The sequence below is a fragment of the Natrinema versiforme genome, assembly GCF_005576615.1.
Taxonomy (GTDB): Archaea; Halobacteriota; Halobacteria; order Halobacteriales; family Natrialbaceae; genus Natrinema; species Natrinema versiforme_A.
This window is the reverse complement of record NZ_CP040330.1, coordinates 1,091,023-1,106,819: the sequence shown is the minus strand read 5'-3', so window position 1 is coordinate 1,106,819 and position 15,797 is coordinate 1,091,023. Positions and strand designations below refer to the sequence as shown.

The following is a 15,797-nucleotide window of genomic DNA, read 5'->3' as shown; positions in this document are numbered from 1 at the left end:
GTTACGTCGCCGGCTCGAGCGGGAGTCAACCGGTTGACCGAGCCCGGCGTCGCTCTCGAATCGGCGGGCGATTGCACACAGGGCGCGTCGGTCGTCCCGCCCCTGCGGCGACACAACCAAACCGATTTTACAGTTCGGTGCACAGTCACGGACGTGCCGAAGGCCAACCCCGTCGAGCGATGGCAGGCTGCTCTCGAGGAAGCCGGCGAGCTGACGCCGGAGATCGTCGGCGAGATCTCGGAGATCCACGGCGACCGCGGGGTTCGCGCCATCGAAGCGGTCGGCGAAAACCGCGTGAAATCCTACCGCGACTTCACGATCGTCGTCGGCTACGACGACGAGTACATCGTCGAGGACGGCGGCTGTACCTGCAAGGACAGCGAGTACAACCTCGACGCCGACGACCCGACAGAGCGCTGCTGGCACTCCTTAGCGGTCGCGATCGCGCGCCGGGTCGGCCACGTCGACTACCACGATATGTGGTACTCGGAAGTCCGTGACCTCATATAACGTCTCTGCGGCCGGCTGCGGAAATCAGTCAGTGAGCGGTCTTACACCCCAACACGTACGACTATCACTAACGATATGAGTAGCATTTGAAGACGTTGAATGTGGGTTGTTACCGTATGAAGAGACGACGCTATCTCACCGCGAGTCTCGGATTGACCGCTCCGATCGTTGGCTCGTCCGGAACAGCCGCAACCACGGGAACGGCCAACGTCCAATCGGACGACGACCCAGATCCGCTCACGATCGACGGGACGGGTGCGACCGTCACCGACGAGTTCGAACTCGAGGGTGGTGTGACCATCGCCGAGGCCGTCCACGACGGCGAGGCGAACTTCATCGTCGAACTGATTCCGACGGATAACGGGTACGAGGAATTGCTGATTAACGCGATCGGGGAGTACGACGGCGCGTCGGGCGTGCTCGCGGAACAGGGGACGTATCTACTGGATATCGACGCTGACGGGGAGTGGGAAATCGAGATCCGACAACCGCGGCCGACTGCGGACGAAGCCGATTCGTTACCGGTCGAACTCGAGGGTGAAGGGTCGACATGGGACGGCCCGTTTCTGTTCGACGGACTCGGCCGAGCTCACGGAAGCCACGAGGGGCAAGGTAACTTCATCGTCGAAATCCTTCCCCAAGGCGGTCTCTTTTCGGAACTCGCGTTCAACGAACTCGATCAGTTCGAGGGTGAGACGACGTTCGATATCGACGGCGTCGGTTTCGTGACGGTCGAAGCCGCCGGGACGTGGTCGCTCTCGATGGAGTGACGGCCGAAGAGCACTCCGTCTATTGCTCTGCGCGAGTCGGTTGCACCTCGACGACTTTTGCAGAATTCCCAGCCCGTCAGCACTCCGCTTTTTCGTTCGGGCGATCCAATGGCTTCCACTCCGCATAATCGGGAAAAAGCAGCACGTTCCGGCAGCCGTTCGCAGTCTGCGACGCTCGACTACTCCGCGGCGCAGATTTCCACGAAATTCCGCAGGATCTGTAGTCCCGTCTCGCCGCTCTTCTCGGGGTGGAACTGCGTGCCGAAGACGTTGCCCGCCTCGTTCGCGACGATCGAGGGGAACTCGAGTTCATAATCCGTCGTCGCGACCGTCGCGTTCCGGTCGTCGGGAACCGCGTAGTAGGAGTGGACGAAGTAGGCGTAGTTCCCGTCGATGCCCTCCACCAGCGGGTGCTCGCGCTGGACGTGGAGTTCGTTCCAGCCCATGTGGGGGACCTTCTGGCCCTCCGCGAATCGGACGTTGGTGCCGGGGATCAGGTCGAGTCCCTGAACGGCCGACTCGCCGTCGTTGTCGCCCTCCTCGCTCGTCGTGAGCAGCATCTGCATTCCGAGACAGATGCCGAAGAGGGGGGTCCCGCTCTCGGCCACCTCGAGGAGGTCCTCGCGGAGCGGGTCGGCGTTTTCGACGCCCTCGCGGAACGCGCCGACGCCCGGCAGGACGACGCCGTCGGCCGCGGCGAACGCCGCGGGGTCGTCCGTGATTTCGATGTCGGCACCCGCCCGCTCCAAGCCGCGCGTGACGCTGCGGAGGTTCCCCAGCCCGTAGTCGACGATGACGATGGACGCGAGGGTTTCCTCCTGCGGAGACGAAACAGTGCTCATACGCGTACTCGGTGGGGCGTGGTAAAGTGAATTACCCTTCGTGCAACCCGTCGTGACTCACGCGGCGCGGCCCTCCGTCGACTCGGTTGGCCCACCACTGCCGCCACTGTCGTCACCGCCGTCGCGACCGATCAGTTGCCGTCGCCGGTAGAGGTAGTAGCCGATACCGGGAACCGAGAGCAGGTACGGAATCACCAGTTCGGCTCCGGCGAGGTGAACGAGACCGAGGCCGCCCGCGATCCACGGGTTCGGATTCCAAGACGGGTGGTCCCGGAGTGCGAGCGCGTCCATGAGCAACGACCCCGCAACGATCGCAGCGAAGATGACCGACAACCAGCCGGCGAGGACGGTCACGGCGAACGCGGCCAGTCCGACGCCGAGCGACTCCGCGTCGACGGACCGCGTGAAGAGCCAGAGGCCAGCGTACGAGCCGAGCATCGCGAGCGGCGCGAGCGGAAACAGGTAGACGCCGAATCGCCACGCGGGATCGGCGGGTTCGGCGGATTCGGAAGCGGAGGACTGAGACATATGCGTTGATTTCTGACAACATGTAATAATATATTCGATGAACTGTGATCGGTCGTCTGAATCGTCACCGAAATCGCTCCGCCGACGACTGAGAGTTACCGCGTCGGCTCCGGCAGCTCAAAACCCGTCGAGGCGGGACTGTCCGCCCTCGCTGTCCGCGACGCCCGCGAGATCGGCCGCCCGCTGCAGGGCGTTCTCGAACGTCTCCTCCTGACTGCGATCGTACAGCGTCGCCGCCGGGTGGACACAGATCAGCAGTCGCCGCGGCGTGCCGTCGATCCGAACCTCCGCGAGGTCGCCCGCCTCCTTGGTGACCGCGACCGACCGCTCGAGCAGGTGTTCGCTCGGCACCTTCCCCAGCGTGACGATCACCTCCGGATCGAGCGAGGCGATTTCTTGCTCGAGGTAGCCCCGACAGTTCGCGAGTTCGTCCTTTTTCGGGTCGCGGTTTTCGGGGGGACGACAGCGCACGCAGTTGGTAATGCGAATGTCGCCGCGCCCGAGGCCGACGTTGCGGAGGCCGTCATCTAAGACGGTGCCGCTGCGGCCGACGAACGGTTCGCCCTGCTCGTCCTCGTTGGCTCCGGGGCCCTCGCCGACGAACAGGAGGTCGGCGTCCTCGGGGCCGCCGCCGTTGACGATCCGGCTCCGCGAATCGACGAGCGCCGGACAGCGCGTACACTCCGTGACACAGAGGTCCTCCATCGCTCCCATACGTGGGAGTCAGCGGGTCGCCTCCTACGTCTTTCGGGACGGTGCCGTCGGGTCCGAGACGGACTGCGACCGGTGTACCGGCTCGACGGACCGACCCCTGCCCGCCTCATTCCGTCACTCGAGCGATCGCACGTACGAATCCGCCGCTCGAGCCGCCTGTCCGGCGACCCGAATCGGCTCCGGACGGCCGCCCTCGGGAGTGAATGCCCGGACGACGGCCGCTGCCTCGTCGGCCTCGAGCCCGACCGATCTCACGTAGACGGTCTCGTCGTTGACCGACAGGTCGCGTCGCTCCGGCAGCGCTCGGTAGGTCGCGAGGCGGGCCTCGAGTTCGGGTCCGGAAAACGCCTCTCGGAGGCTGGCCTCGAGGCCGTCGCTGGCCTCGAAGGTGACGGCGATCACCGGCCGGTCGACCGCCTCGTGAATTCGCGAGAGGTCGAGAAGGTTGTACCACGCGGGGGCGACAGCGCCGAGCAGGACGTACCGGATGTCCGGACGGCCGAGGTCGTCGAGCAGCCCGATAACGGCGTCGGTCCCGTCGGTGCCGCCGACGCGACAGGCAGCGTACTCGAGGCCGTCACAGACACGGTCGGCCCGGACGACGGCACCGGCGAGCGTGCTCTCGGCCCGGTTACGGTCGTGATCGCCGCGGTACGATTCGGCGATGCCCAGCGCCCGCACCCCGGGCTTCATCCGTCAGTCGCTCTCGTCTTTGATCTCCTTGAGCCGATCGAGCAGTTCGTCGCTGGACGCGCCATTTTCGAACTCGATGGTTCCCTCGTGGCTGTTCTCTCCCGACTTGACTGCGTCCTCGTCGTCAAAATCAGCGTCGACCTCCTGTTGCTCAGATTCATCGTAGCTCCCAAATCCCATACAGTATGGTCTACGAGATACCGATTGAAAAATTCCGTGGTCACTGAGTTATGAGAGTTTTCCAAGCAACAAACACGTTCGGGAAAGACGTTCTACGGACGATCCGGAGATCCGATATAAAATATCCGCCAGATGTGCGATGGGCGAAGACGGCGAGCGCGAGCGGCGTCGGGTTCCGTGATGGCACCGTTTTTGCCACCGGCCGTCGACTGTTCCGGTATGGAAGTCCATCACGTCACCGAGGACGCGGAGACGTTCACCTGCAACGCATTCCTCGCCGTCGGCGAGGACGGAACGACGACGCTGGTCGACGCCGGCGCGTGGGACGGCGTCGTCGACGAAATCCGCGACTACGCCGACGACCTCGAGGCCGTCGTGATGACCCACCAACACGGCGATCACGTCGCCCAGCTCGAGGCCGTCTGCGACGCCTTCGACCCCGAGGTGTACGCCTACGCCGAGCATCCAGCCCGGACGCAGGCGATCGACGACGGCGACACGGTCCGGATCGGCGACGAGGAGTTCGACGTCGTCTACACGCCGGGCCACGCCGACGACCATGTCTCGTTCGTCTCCGAGTCGTCGCTGTTCTCCGGCGATGTCGTCGTCCACGACGACGGGGCCTTCGACTACGGCAGTTTCGGGCGCACCGACATGGCCGGCCAGTCCCGCGAGCGACTCATCGAGAGCATCGAGGACTTGCTCGAGCGCATGCCCGAGGGGGTCGAACACATGTACGCGGGCCACGGTGGGGTCTTCCACGGCGACGTACTCGATGTCGTGGAAACGGCGCTCGAGCGGGCGGAGAAGCGGGAGCCGAAATATCCTGACGAGTGAGGACTTGTCGTCTGGGCCATCACTAGCGCTGCGACCGTCTCTCGAGACGACGGCGTCGCCAGCGAGAGTCGGAACTAGCAACGTGGTCACTACAGAACCAGAAGCGCCAAAAACCGGATCGAACCGAGCGATCCGTCGCGGGCGATTATGCGGCGCGGGCTTCCTTCGCCTTGGGGCGAAGCTTCTTGTACCCGCACTTGCGACAGCGGGTGGCTCGCTTGGAGTTGCGAGCGTTACAGCGCATGCAGATCATCTTCTCGAGCATCCGTTTCTCAGCGGCGTCGAAACTGGCCATACCCGGCTTTCGCTCGTGGGGCATTTAATCGCTGTGATCCGACGGGCGCGACTCGGTCGCGGCCGAACCCAACTGTCGAGCGGGCGTCAACAGGACCAGCGGTCGGTGTCGGCGACGGACCGTCGCCGCCGCTGGCTCGCGGTTACTCCTCGTCGGCCAGATAGTCTTCTTGGACCGCGACGATCTCGCTCGAGTCCGTACACTCGCTGTACCGCCGGAGCGGTTCTTCGTTGAGCGTCAGGAAGGTCTCGCCCCAGCGGAACGGCTCGAGCAGGTCCTCGGCCAGTTCCCGGTCGTCGAAGATACAGGCCGCGGCGGCGAGCGCCTCGACGGTGGTCAGCCGGAACGGGCGACCGTAGTTGATCGGGTTCGCGGCGACGAGAAACGGGAGCGCGCGGTGGACCCCGCGCATCTGAAATGACGCTTCCTCGGCGGACTCCCACGAGCAGTCCAGCGCGACCAACGTCCCCAGCCCCTCCTCGAGATCGGCCGGCGAGAGCGCCTGCTCGGCATGGGGGTTGAGCACGACCCCGTAGGGCACCCGCCCCATCGACCGATGGAGGATCGCCTTCTCGAACTTCTCGAGGCGACGCGCGGTACACTTCTCGGGGTCGTCGTCGCCCTCGTAGTAGACGTGACACTCCACAGGAGGAGGGAGGGGAAGCCGAGAGAAAAGCGATGTGGAACGGGGCGACTCACAGGTCCGCCGTCCGTTCGTCGTTTCCGGGCCTCAGTGGGCCGTACTGCCATCGGAACGCCACCCTCGTGTCGACAGGTGCAATGCGAGGCCAGTGATGAAGCAGATCGTGGCAGGACCCAGCAAGACGAGTCCGGGCGGCCGAATCACTCCGTTCGCGGCGAGCAACACGCAGCCGACGAGGGAGACGATACTCGATCGAACCTGTTCCTCTGAGTCTCGATTCTCGAGCAGATCACGGACGAGTACGGCTGACACGAAGACGCTCATTGCGACCTGTTCCCAGTAGATCTCGCTTCCAATTCCATCGATCATTTGCTATCTCGGTCGGTACCGTTTCGGCCATTCATTTCAGCCCTTCGCATATGGGATTATCGCTGTAAATCGTCCAAATGATTGCGATCCCTGCTCGAGTAACCGGAACGAACCGGGCAGGAGAGTCGCACACTTTTGTCGATCGCACCGAAACGTCGGGTATGGATTCGGCCGCTCTCGTCCGGCAATACTACGACGCGCTCGACGAGCACGATTACGACGCACTCGAGGCGGTTCTCTCGCCCGAGTTCGTCCAGCACCGGCCCGACCGGACGTTCGAGGACCGCGACGAGTTCATCGAATTCATGCGCGAGAAGCGACCGAATCCGGACACCAGTCACGAACTCGAGTCGGTGATCGCCGAGGCCGACCGGGTCGCGGTTCGCGGCCGCGTGGTCGACGACGGAGCGACGCTCTTCGAGTTCGCCGACTTCTTCGACCTGTCGAACGGGGAGATCCGCCGCCTCGAGACGTACTCGCGGTGATCGATTTCGCGGTGGTCGAGTCGCCGATGTGGAACGTGGGTAACAAATTTCAGGCAGGCTTCCCATTCGATCGCTATGGTCCACTGCCCTGACTGCGGAACGACCCTCGCCGAGGCGTCCGACATCGACTTCACAGAAACCGACGCGGAGATGGGGATCATCGCGGCGTCCAAACGCTTCTATACGGCGTCCTGTGCCGCCTGCGGCGCGACGATCGGCAGCGGCGTCGCCGGCGCGAAAGCCGGCGGTGGCGGGGGCGGAGCCGTGTGAGAGGACAAGAAATATAGCACTGCTATCATAACTGCGCGTATGGTCCACTGCCCCGAATGCGACGCGACCCTCTCGGAGAAGACCGACGTCGAGTTCGTCGAAATGGACGCCACGACCGGCTTCTTCGCGGCGTCGAAGCGGTTCTATCTCGTCGCGTGCAACGACTGCGGCGCGGCGATCGGAAGCGGCGTCGCCGGCGCGAAGCGGTAGGCTGACGCGACGGTCGGCCAGCGGGCCAGTCGGCACCCGGTCGGCTTACGCCGAACAGTTGTTCGGCCCGAGCTCGAGTTCGACGCGCTCCTCCGGCGGGAGGGTGGTGTCGCCGCGGTTGTACTCGATGATCTCCTCATAGTTCGACGGCTTCTCGCCGGCGTCGGCCATGCGGTCGACGAACTCGTCTTCCTCGAGTCCGAGGAGGTCGATTCCCGTCCGGGCCTCGCGGATCGTTGTCCGGATCGGCTCGCCGGGTGCGCCGTGCTCGAACTCGCCGTCGGCGGTAACCGTGACGTGACCGGGCAACACCGCGACGCCCTCGGGCTCGGCCAGAATCGTCCGGTGAAGCGTCTCGTAGAGGAGTTTGGCTCCCTGCTGGCCTTCGTCGTCGCTAAATTCGAGTTCCGTCCGCCCCGTTGAATCGATATGGAGCGTATCGGCGGTCAACAGCGCTCGGTCGTCCACCAAGAGGGTGATCATCTCGCTCGTGTGACCCGGCGCGAACAGCGCCTTGAGTTCGCGTTCGCCGACCGCGAGCACCTCGTTGCGCTCGAGGGGCGTGTACTCGTACTCGACATCGCGTTCGCTCGCGCGCTCGCTGAGGTAGTAGGGCACCGCGAGGTCGTCGGCCAACTGGCGACCGCCGGAGACGTGGTCGGCGTGGACGTGCGTGTCGACGACGCCCGTGACGGTGAGGCCGGCTTCCTCGGCCGCGACCGCGTACGCGTCGGTGTCCGCGGTCGGATCGACGACGACGGCCTCGCCCGTGGTGTCACAGCCGACGACGTAGCCCAGACACCCCTTCGCGCGGCGCTGGATCTGGACGATCGTCAGCCCGTCCCCGATATCGATCTCGACGTGGTCGTAGACACCGCTCCAACCCTTCATCCCGCCGTCGACGGTCCCGACATCGTACTCGTCGGTCGCCGACTCGAGGCGCGTCGCGAGGTTGCCCGAGGAGATGCCCTTCGCACAGACGGTGATCACGCGGTCGGCGTCGCCGACGGTCTCCCGGAGGTCCTCGAGGCGGCCGTCGAGTTCCTCCTCGGGGCCGAAGGAGAAGTGGACCGCCCCGGAGATGTGCCACGACTCGTAACTGTCCGCGGGGCGGGTATCGACGAGGACGAAGTCCGCATCGTCGTCTTGCAGTTCCGCGAGCCGGTCAGCGTCGATCGTGGTGACCATACACGAACCTACGCCGCCGATCGACGTAAGTCTCGAGTCGGCGGCCGGAGGTGACCGACCGAACTTTCCTGGCAGATATTACGCGTACAAAGAGGGTTCATTTAACTAATAGCCGGTCCAACGGTCGGTATGGCTCTCTCCGATTTCATCGCTGCCGTCGTCGCCGTCCTCCGTCGCCGCCCCGGCGATCTCCTGCCCGTGTACGCTCTCGGCGCCGCGATCACCGCGATCGTTCGCGTCGTTCCGTTCGTCGGGATCGCCGTCGCCTACCTCTTTCTGGCGGCGACCGGTCGTCTGGACACGATCCGGACGGCGCTGGCCGACCTCGAGTCGCCCCCGACCGATCCGAACGCCGATCCCGAGGCGTTCGAATCGTGGGCCAACGGCCTCGAGCCCGTCTTCGACCAGCTCTGGACGCTGCCGCTCGGTATCCTCGCCGCGGTCACGATCGGTGTGAGCGTGTTGCTGTTCGCACTGCTTTCGGCCGCCGTCGCCGCGGGACAGCTCTCGGCCTGTTACAGCCGGCTGCGCAACAACCGCGGGCTCCTCGCCGCGTTCGACGGGGCGCGACGCTACTGGCTGCGATTTCTCGGCCTCTTCATCCTCGAGTTCCTGTGTTGGTCCGTCGTCCTCGTCACCGTCGGTATCGGGGCGGCGCTGCTCGCCGGCGCGATCTCGCTGGGAACCGGGTCGATGCTACTCATCGCTCCGGTCGTCCTGTTGGCTGGGCTTTTCACCGTCGTTCTCCTCGTCCTCATCCGGGCGCTGTTCGCGTTCGCACCGGTCGCGATCGTCGTGGACGATGCGGGCGTCTTCGGCTCCCTGCGGAGCGCCGCCGGCTTCGTCCGCGCACAGCCGGTCGAAGCCGTCTTTTACTACGCCATGGCGATCCTCGCGATGATCGCCCTGTCGATGGTCACCGGGCTGCTCTCGCTCGTCGACGTCGTCACGCTCGGCTCGCTGGTTTCCGCCCTAGTTCTCTTCCCGGCGCTGGATCTGCTGAAGACGGCCATCTACTGCGGCTACCGGGATCGATTAACGCCACCGGAGCCGCCGACCCGCTCCCTGCGTGCTCAGTTCCGGGCCGGACTCCGGCGCGGCTGGACCGAACTGGTATCCTACGTCCGATCCACCCCGGGGACCCACGTGCTCGTCCTCGCCCTCGGGCTCCTCGGCTTCTGGATGGGCTGGGCGGCCGCGGGCCCCTTCGCCGGTACCTTCGACGCGTCGATCGCGACCCGACTCGAGGGGATGTTCCCCCCGACGATGGCGCTCGAGCTGTTCGGCAACAACTGGCTGGTCGCGCTCACGACGGCCTACGGCGGCGTCGCGTTCGTGATCCCGGCGATCGTCTCCGTGCTGTTCAACGGCATCGCGCTGGGGATTACCGCCCGCCTCGAGGTCGATCCGGCCGAACTCGCGGCCTTCGTCGTCCCCCACGGCATCATCGAAATCCCGGCGATCCTCATCGCCGGCGCGCTCGGGATTTCCGTCGGCGTCACCGCGTGGCGGACGTGGCGCGGTCGCGCGGCACGGACGGACCTCGCGGACGCGCTCGAGCGGGCGTTCTGGGTGCTCGTCGGGATCGGGATCCTGCTGGCGATCGCGGCCCTGATCGAGGGGTTCGTCAGTCCGTACTACTACCGGCTGTTCCTCTCGTAGTTGCGCCGACGCGGCGTCCGCACTCGGCGGCTACTCGTACGCCTCGAACTCCCTGCCGAACAGCAGGAAGTAGGCCGTCCCGAGCAGTCCGATCGCGGTCGCGAGAGTGAACGCGACGATCGGATCGCCGGCGAACACCTCGGTCCCGGTCAGCGGGTTCGAAACGCCGTCCCAAAGGAGGCCACCGAGCGCGGCGCTCGGGATGACGACCAGGTTCCGCAGGAGGTAGTACGCACCGGTCACGCGACCGCCGGCACCCCGCTCGGCGGGACCGACGATCAGCGCCTTGTGGGCGGGCAACCCCGCGAACCGGAGCCCGGAGAAGGCAAAGAGGGCCGCGAGGACGACCGCGTCGTCCGGCGCGTTGATCAGGAGGACCGGGAAGATCGCGTAGACCGCGAAGCCGAGCGCGACGACCGGTTTGAGCCCGATCCGCTCGGCGGCCTTGGCGACCGGGATCATCGTCAGCAGGGCGACGAGCATCTCGATCCCCAGCAACACGCCGAAGTACGACTGCGGCGAGAGATCGACGGTCCCGACCGCCGGAACGGACAGGGAGAGGCCGACCTCGAGAACCCGGGTGACGACGATGACGAAGAAGACGTAGACCATCCCGTTGGCGAAGCGAACGAGCGTGTCGGCCACGAGCAGCGGGCGAAGTTCCGCGGGCATCGCTCGCAGATCGGCGACTACCTGCGAGACGCCCTCGAACGCTTTGCCGACATCGTCCTCGTCCGGCCTGTAGAGGACGTGCTGGACGAGCGTGCCGAGAACGCCGAAGACGACGGCGATGAGCAGGATTAGCTGGAAGGCAGTACGGATCTCGCCGTCGCTCGAGCCGAACGGATAGAAGAGCGCGGCGGCGACCAGCGGGCCGACGAGGAAGGCGGTCCGGCGGAACGTCTCGGTGCTCGCGAAGCCGGCCGCCAGCTGCGAGGGCGGCACCGCCTGCTTGACGATGGCGAAGGTCGCCCCGAGGCCGAACGACTTCCAGGCCTGTGCGAGAAGCAAGCCGACGAAGAGCAGGACGACCGCCAGCGACGTCGACCCGATCGAGACGTCCGCGAACGCGGGGGCGGCCAGCCAGATCCCGAAGCCGACCGTCGAGCAGAGGCCAAAGGCGGTCAGCGCGTACCGCGACCCGATTCGGTCCGAGATCGCCCCGCCGGGATAGGGGTAGACGGCGCTGATGATATTCCCGAACGAGCCGAACAGGCCGATGACAAACGCCGACGCGCCCAGCGCCGACATGTACTCGGCCATGTACCGATTGGTCATCTGAAAGCCCAGACTGAACGCGAACATCGCCGCCGAGAGGACGAGCACGTCGCGCTCGAGCGCGAAGAACTGCCGGAACGGGTCCAGCGGATCGGCCGACTCACCCGGTCGGTCCTGCTCGAGGCTCATACCCCTCTGTGCTCATCGAATCGACTTGAAATTTGGTCCGGCGGATCGCCGAATCCGGACCGCCGCACCTCGAGTCGCCGCGGGCGGCCCGGACTTGGATACGACAAAGGGAAGCGCTCATTAGCCAGTAGTGTGAGTTGCAGGACATGGCTTCGTGGAAGCGGGATTTCGCGAGTGGGCTCATCGTTCTGGTCCCGATCCTCATCACGCTCTACGCGATCTACTGGCTCTACGGACTCGTCGCCGGCCTCACGCCCGGTCTCATTCTCAAACAGGAAGCGCTGACGGCGTTTATCGGCGGCCAGAGCGATCAGGCGGTCCAGACGCGCGAGCAAGTTGCCCAGTTTCTGCGGGTGATCGTCGCCCTGACCGTCTTCATCATTCTCACGTTCTCGGTCGGCTACCTCATGCGGACGACCGTCGGCGGGCTCGTCGAACGCCTCGTCGACAACATCGCGAACCGCGTTCCCGTCATCCGCGTCGTCTACAACGCCTCGAAAATGGCCGCCGAGACCGCCTTCGGCGAACAGGAATCGCTCCAGAAACCCGTCAAACTCGAGACGTGGCAGGGGCTGCGGATGACGGCGTTCAAAACGGGCAAAGTAACCAGCGACGGCCGCGAGGTGCTCTTCTTACCCACGTCGCCGAACATCACTACCGGCTACGTCATCGAAGTCGAATCCGACCGAATCACGGAACTCGACGAAGACGTCGAAGACGCGCTCACTCGAGTCCTCAGCGCCGGCTTCGGCGACGCCAACCGCCGCGGCATGGACGCCGGCGTCTCGATCGACGTGATCGACGAGGCGAAGACGACAGGGTCGGACGACGACTAAAGAACGAACTTTTGCGCTGCGGGCGCGGCTTCGCCGCGCCCTCGGCAAAACTTCGATGAAAAGCACTCCTCCTTCCCCGCCAGCCGCGCAGAGCGCGGCTTCTGGGTCAGTCGTCGGCCCGCTCGCTCACCCTTCGGGTTCGCTCGCGGTCGGTACCGGGTGACGGCCTGCCCTCCCCCGAGTCGCGCGCCTCTCGTGGTACTCGAGGCACGCTCCCGGCCAAACGGTTTGATTCGAGCGGAAAAGTACCGCAATGTCGCCTGCGTAGCCGTTCAGAGAGCGAGTGTGAAAATCGAATTCCTGTTGCTGCGGTCCCTGCGGGACCGTGAGGTTAGATATCGACGTACTCGAACCAGTCGTCGTATTCGTCGGGGGCCTCCTCGACGATCTCGAAGAATTTCTGCTGGATCTCTTCCGTGATGGGGCCTCGAGAGCCGTTCCCGATGACGACGTTGTCGACTTTGCGGATGGGCGTGACTTCGGCCGCGGAGCCGGTAAAGAACAGCTCGTCGGCCGTGTTGAGTTCGCCCCGCGAGATGGAGACGTTGTCGTGGACGGTGTAGCCGAGATCCTCCGCGATCTGGATCACGGAATCGCGGGTGATGCCGTCGAGAATAGACTCCGAGAGGCCGGGCGTGAAGAGTTCGCCGTCGCGCACGAGGAAGATGTTCTCGCCGGGGCCTTCGGCGACGTTGCCCTCCTTATTGAGGACGATCGCTTCCGCGTAGCCGTTCCGGCGGGCCTCCTCGCCTGCGAGCATGCTGTTGACGTAGAGCCCTGAGGTCTTCGCGTTCGTGGGGATCTGGCTCGAGGCGTGTTTCCGCCACGAGGAGATCATCACGTCGATGCCGTTCTCCAGTGCGTCCTCGCCGAGGTAGGCACCCCACGGCCAGACGGCGATGGCAGTGCGGGTGGGACAGTCCTTGGGACTGACGCCCAGCGAGTTGTAGCCGTAGTAGGCGATCGGGCGGATGTAACAGGAGGGCAGCTCTTGGCGCTGAATGAGCTCTTTGGTCGCCGCAGTGAGTTCCTCGGTCGTGAACTCGATGTCCATCTCGTACGGCTTCGCAGACTGGAAGAGTCGATCTAAGTGTTCCTCCCAGCGGAACAGCGCCGGCCCGTTGTCGGTGTCATAACAGCGTGCGCCCTCGAAGACGCCCGATCCGTAGTGGAGTCCGTGGGTCAACACGTGAATCTCCGCGTCGTCCCAGTCGACGAACTCGCCGTCCATCCAAATCGTGTCGACGTCCATCTCGTCGAATCCCATGATCAGGACTGTTGCAAGCCACTCTACTAAGTGTTCGCGGTTTCGGGTTCGGCTGTCGCCGAATTCGCCGGCACTGCGCCGTCGAATCCGACGTGTTACGCCGACCAGACACGCAGTCGTCAGTCAGCGTCTGCGAGTCCGAACCGCTTCGATCGTGACGGCTGCGGTACCGACGACGCCGACCGCGACTGCAGCGATCCGGAGGCCAGCGGTGAACGACGAGTCGGTTCCGGCATCGCTTGTGCCGCGGTCGTACTCGCGCGACTCTCCGTTGCCGTTGTGTCCTCGCTCGGTAGCGTCCGCCAGCGCGTGCACGTCGATCCACTCGTCGACGTAGCGACCGTCCGGCCCGCCGGTGATTCGCAGCCGCCAGTCACCGCTCGCCGGCAACGCCCGGACGGTCGCGTAGGTTCGGTCGTCAGTCGCCTTGAGGTCGACCTCGAACCGTTCCTCGTCGGGACCGTCGGCGAGCAGGCGGACGGGCCGTTCCGATTCCAGCGGCTCGTCGCCGTCGCGGAACGCGACTTCAAAGACGACCGGCTCGCCCGCCCGCACGAGGAGTCGGTCGTCGGCTTCGCCACCGTGCGTAGCGGGAATCGCCGTTAGCTCGAGATCGACATCGCCCTGGCGTTCGATCGTAGCTCGCTCGAGACCGTCGTCCGCGCCGCCGACGGCCGCGGTCGGGACGGAGGTGAGCACCCCCGAGAGCAACACGACGAGGACGAGGACGGCGACCTCGAGTCGGACGGCGCGGGTGAACGCGGCGATCGTCCCGCTCGCGTCCGCTCGGTCGCCGTCCGCGGCAGACTCGAGCCGTTGGAGGAGGACGAATCGGGTGAACCCGCCTAGTCCGAGCGCCAGCAGGACCAACAGGGATTTCGCGGAGAGGGTGACGCCGTAGCGACTCGCGCCGATCGACTCGAGGGTCGGCACGTGCCACGCTGCGAGGAGGAGGCCGGTCGCCGCCGCCAGCGCTACGCCGCCGAGCGCGAGCAGGGAGTAGCGACGGATCGTTCCGGCGGCGAGCGCCGCCCGATCGTCAGGGGCCGCCTCGCGGAGCGCCGGCGGGACGGCGACGGCGAGGACGACGAGGCCGCCGACCCACAGCCCCGCGGCACCGACGTGGGCGAAGTCGACGGCGGTCCCCTGCAGCCGATCGATCGCCGCCGCGGAGTGGCTCGTCCAGCCGACGGTTGCGCCGACGGAGACCGCGCCGGCGACCGTTCCGGGGAGCCAGACGCGGCGGGGCAACGACCCCGCTACGGCGAGGGCGAGGACGACGACGAGGATCGCTGCGAGTACGAGTTGGACGACCCACGCGGTCCCGAGCGGCAGGCCGGCGAATTCGACGAGCGTCTCGAGCGACGGCGGACCGACCGATGCGGCCCGGCTGAGTCCGAGTCCGAGCACGGAGACGAGTAACAGTCCGCCCGCGGCCGCGAACAGCCGTGTGAGACGTCGATCGACGGTCCGGGCCGGTGAGCCGAACCGGCTGACGACCGGGTAGACCGCGACCGCGGCCGTCACCGGCCCGCCGACGAGCGCGATGAGCGCGACCAGTAGCAGCCCTTTCGCGGCGGTTTCGACGAGTGGAATCGACCCTTCTCCCCCGTCGCCGTCGCCCTCGGCGGCCGCGAGAACGGCGTCGCGATCGAGCGGGCCGTCGCCGACGCTGAAGACGAACGAGCCGTCGGTTTCGTGGCCGTCGTCGGCGAGGATTGCCCACCGAACGGTGTACAGGCCGTCGGCCCCGTCGCCACCGGCCGCGTCCGCGATCGGGACCCGAACGATCCGCGAGTCGTCGGCGTCGACCGCGGCGTCGCCGCTAACGTCTTCGCCGTCGGGGCCGATCACCGTCACGTCGGCGGTCTGGACCCCGTCGCCGCCGAACGTCAGCGTCACCTCGTCGGGAACGGACCCGACCCGGTCGCCGTTCGACGGATCGGAGTTGCTCAGGTACGCGTGGGCCGCGACCGGCGCGGCGAGACTCGAGAGGGCGAGCGCGACGACAACGAGGCCGACGAGAAGCCGCACGCGGCGAGCGCGGGCGTGGTGTGAGCGTGTCCGCTCGACCGAGCCAGTCGTCGCCAT

General features: G+C 65.9%; 20 protein-coding genes. 8 read left to right on the top strand and 12 right to left on the bottom strand.

The genetic code is table 11. The features are described from left to right. Positions 1-153 precede the first annotated feature (153 nt). Entirely contained in the window at positions 154-510 is a 357-nt protein-coding gene (locus FEJ81_RS05445; protein WP_138244324.1) for a hypothetical protein, read from the top strand. Positions 511-626: 116 nt separating this feature from the next. Next, positions 627-1,280, top strand: coding sequence for a hypothetical protein (locus tag FEJ81_RS05440; RefSeq protein WP_175416359.1), 654 nt, complete (start codon positions 627-629; stop codon positions 1,278-1,280). Positions 1,281-1,459: 179 nt separating this feature from the next. Here the strand turns inward: FEJ81_RS05440 and hisH are convergent, their stop codons facing one another. The 5 genes from hisH to FEJ81_RS05415 form a co-directional block, all read right to left on the bottom strand. Next, on the bottom strand, positions 1,460-2,122 hold the full coding sequence (gene hisH / locus FEJ81_RS05435; protein ID WP_138244323.1) for an imidazole glycerol phosphate synthase subunit HisH: 663 nt from the start codon (positions 2,120-2,122) through the stop codon (positions 1,460-1,462). Positions 2,123-2,179: 57 nt separating this feature from the next. Then, positions 2,180-2,650 carry a hypothetical protein gene (locus FEJ81_RS05430; protein ID WP_229504760.1) on the bottom strand — a complete coding sequence of 157 codons (471 nt, stop codon included), beginning with the start codon at positions 2,648-2,650 and terminating at the stop codon, positions 2,180-2,182. A gap of 117 nt (positions 2,651-2,767) precedes the next feature. Continuing rightward, the gene (locus FEJ81_RS05425; protein ID WP_138244322.1) at positions 2,768-3,364 is read right to left on the bottom strand and encodes a uracil-DNA glycosylase; all 597 of its coding nucleotides are present in this window, start codon (positions 3,362-3,364) and stop codon (positions 2,768-2,770) included. A gap of 114 nt (positions 3,365-3,478) precedes the next feature. Continuing rightward, complete coding sequence (locus FEJ81_RS05420; protein ID WP_138244321.1) at positions 3,479-4,057, bottom strand: endonuclease dU; 579 nt, start codon at positions 4,055-4,057, stop codon at positions 3,479-3,481. A gap of 3 nt (positions 4,058-4,060) precedes the next feature. Continuing rightward, positions 4,061-4,237, bottom strand: a complete 177-nt coding sequence (locus FEJ81_RS05415) for a DUF5786 family protein (protein ID WP_138244320.1) — start codon at positions 4,235-4,237, stop codon at positions 4,061-4,063. A gap of 219 nt (positions 4,238-4,456) precedes the next feature. Here FEJ81_RS05415 and FEJ81_RS05410 point away from each other — a divergent pair, with 219 nt between their 5' ends. Next, positions 4,457-5,074, top strand: a complete 618-nt coding sequence (locus FEJ81_RS05410; protein WP_138244319.1) for an MBL fold metallo-hydrolase — start codon at positions 4,457-4,459, stop codon at positions 5,072-5,074. Positions 5,075-5,219: 145 nt separating this feature from the next. Here the strand turns inward: FEJ81_RS05410 and FEJ81_RS05405 are convergent, their stop codons facing one another. The 3 genes from FEJ81_RS05405 to FEJ81_RS05395 all read right to left on the bottom strand — a co-directional run bounded on the left by FEJ81_RS05405 (position 5,220) and on the right by FEJ81_RS05395 (position 6,381). Continuing rightward, entirely contained in the window at positions 5,220-5,369 is a 150-nt protein-coding gene (locus tag FEJ81_RS05405; protein WP_006185565.1) for a 50S ribosomal protein L40e, read from the bottom strand. Positions 5,370-5,511: 142 nt separating this feature from the next. After that, positions 5,512-6,015, bottom strand: a complete 504-nt coding sequence (locus FEJ81_RS05400) for a DUF367 family protein (protein ID WP_138244318.1) — start codon at positions 6,013-6,015, stop codon at positions 5,512-5,514. Between the two features lie 84 nt (positions 6,016-6,099). Further along, positions 6,100-6,381 (bottom strand): hypothetical protein, encoded by a 282-nt coding sequence (locus FEJ81_RS05395; protein WP_138244317.1) that lies wholly within the window; start codon positions 6,379-6,381, stop codon positions 6,100-6,102. 161 nt (positions 6,382-6,542) lie between these two features. On the opposite strand from FEJ81_RS05395, the gene FEJ81_RS05390 reads away from it, so the two are divergent. The 3 genes from FEJ81_RS05390 (at position 6,543) to FEJ81_RS23050 (ending at position 7,346) form a co-directional block, all read left to right on the top strand. Then, positions 6,543-6,866 (top strand): nuclear transport factor 2 family protein, encoded by a 324-nt coding sequence (locus FEJ81_RS05390; RefSeq protein WP_138244316.1) that lies wholly within the window; start codon positions 6,543-6,545, stop codon positions 6,864-6,866. Positions 6,867-6,941: 75 nt separating this feature from the next. After that, entirely contained in the window at positions 6,942-7,136 is a 195-nt protein-coding gene (locus FEJ81_RS05385) for a hypothetical protein (RefSeq protein WP_138244315.1), read from the top strand. Between the two features lie 39 nt (positions 7,137-7,175). Continuing rightward, a complete protein-coding gene (locus FEJ81_RS23050) occupies positions 7,176-7,346 on the top strand; it encodes a hypothetical protein (protein WP_006431146.1) in 171 nt (56 codons plus the stop codon). 45 nt (positions 7,347-7,391) lie between these two features. Here the strand turns inward: FEJ81_RS23050 and FEJ81_RS05380 are convergent, their stop codons facing one another. Then, positions 7,392-8,534, bottom strand: coding sequence for an MBL fold metallo-hydrolase (locus FEJ81_RS05380; RefSeq protein ID WP_138244314.1), 1,143 nt, complete (start codon positions 8,532-8,534; stop codon positions 7,392-7,394). A gap of 129 nt (positions 8,535-8,663) precedes the next feature. On the opposite strand from FEJ81_RS05380, the gene FEJ81_RS05375 reads away from it, so the two are divergent. Next, on the top strand, positions 8,664-10,196 hold the full coding sequence (locus FEJ81_RS05375; protein WP_138244313.1) for a stage II sporulation protein M: 1,533 nt from the start codon (positions 8,664-8,666) through the stop codon (positions 10,194-10,196). A 30-nt stretch (positions 10,197-10,226) separates the two neighbouring features. Here FEJ81_RS05375 and FEJ81_RS05370 read toward each other — a convergent pair whose 3' ends face one another. Beyond that, positions 10,227-11,603: an MFS transporter gene (locus tag FEJ81_RS05370; protein ID WP_138244312.1), complete on the bottom strand. Its 1,377-nt coding sequence runs from the start codon at positions 11,601-11,603 to the stop codon at positions 10,227-10,229. Positions 11,604-11,749: 146 nt separating this feature from the next. Between FEJ81_RS05370 and FEJ81_RS05365 the strand changes: the two genes are divergently transcribed. Beyond that, on the top strand, positions 11,750-12,439 hold the full coding sequence (locus FEJ81_RS05365; RefSeq protein WP_138244311.1) for a DUF502 domain-containing protein: 690 nt from the start codon (positions 11,750-11,752) through the stop codon (positions 12,437-12,439). A 331-nt stretch (positions 12,440-12,770) separates the two neighbouring features. On the opposite strand, the gene FEJ81_RS05360 is transcribed toward FEJ81_RS05365, so the two are convergent. Further along, positions 12,771-13,706 carry a branched-chain amino acid transaminase gene (locus FEJ81_RS05360; protein ID WP_138244310.1) on the bottom strand — a complete coding sequence of 312 codons (936 nt, stop codon included), beginning with the start codon at positions 13,704-13,706 and terminating at the stop codon, positions 12,771-12,773. A gap of 123 nt (positions 13,707-13,829) precedes the next feature. After that, positions 13,830-15,797, bottom strand: coding sequence for a copper resistance CopC/CopD family protein (locus tag FEJ81_RS05355; protein ID WP_138244309.1), 1,968 nt, complete (start codon positions 15,795-15,797; stop codon positions 13,830-13,832).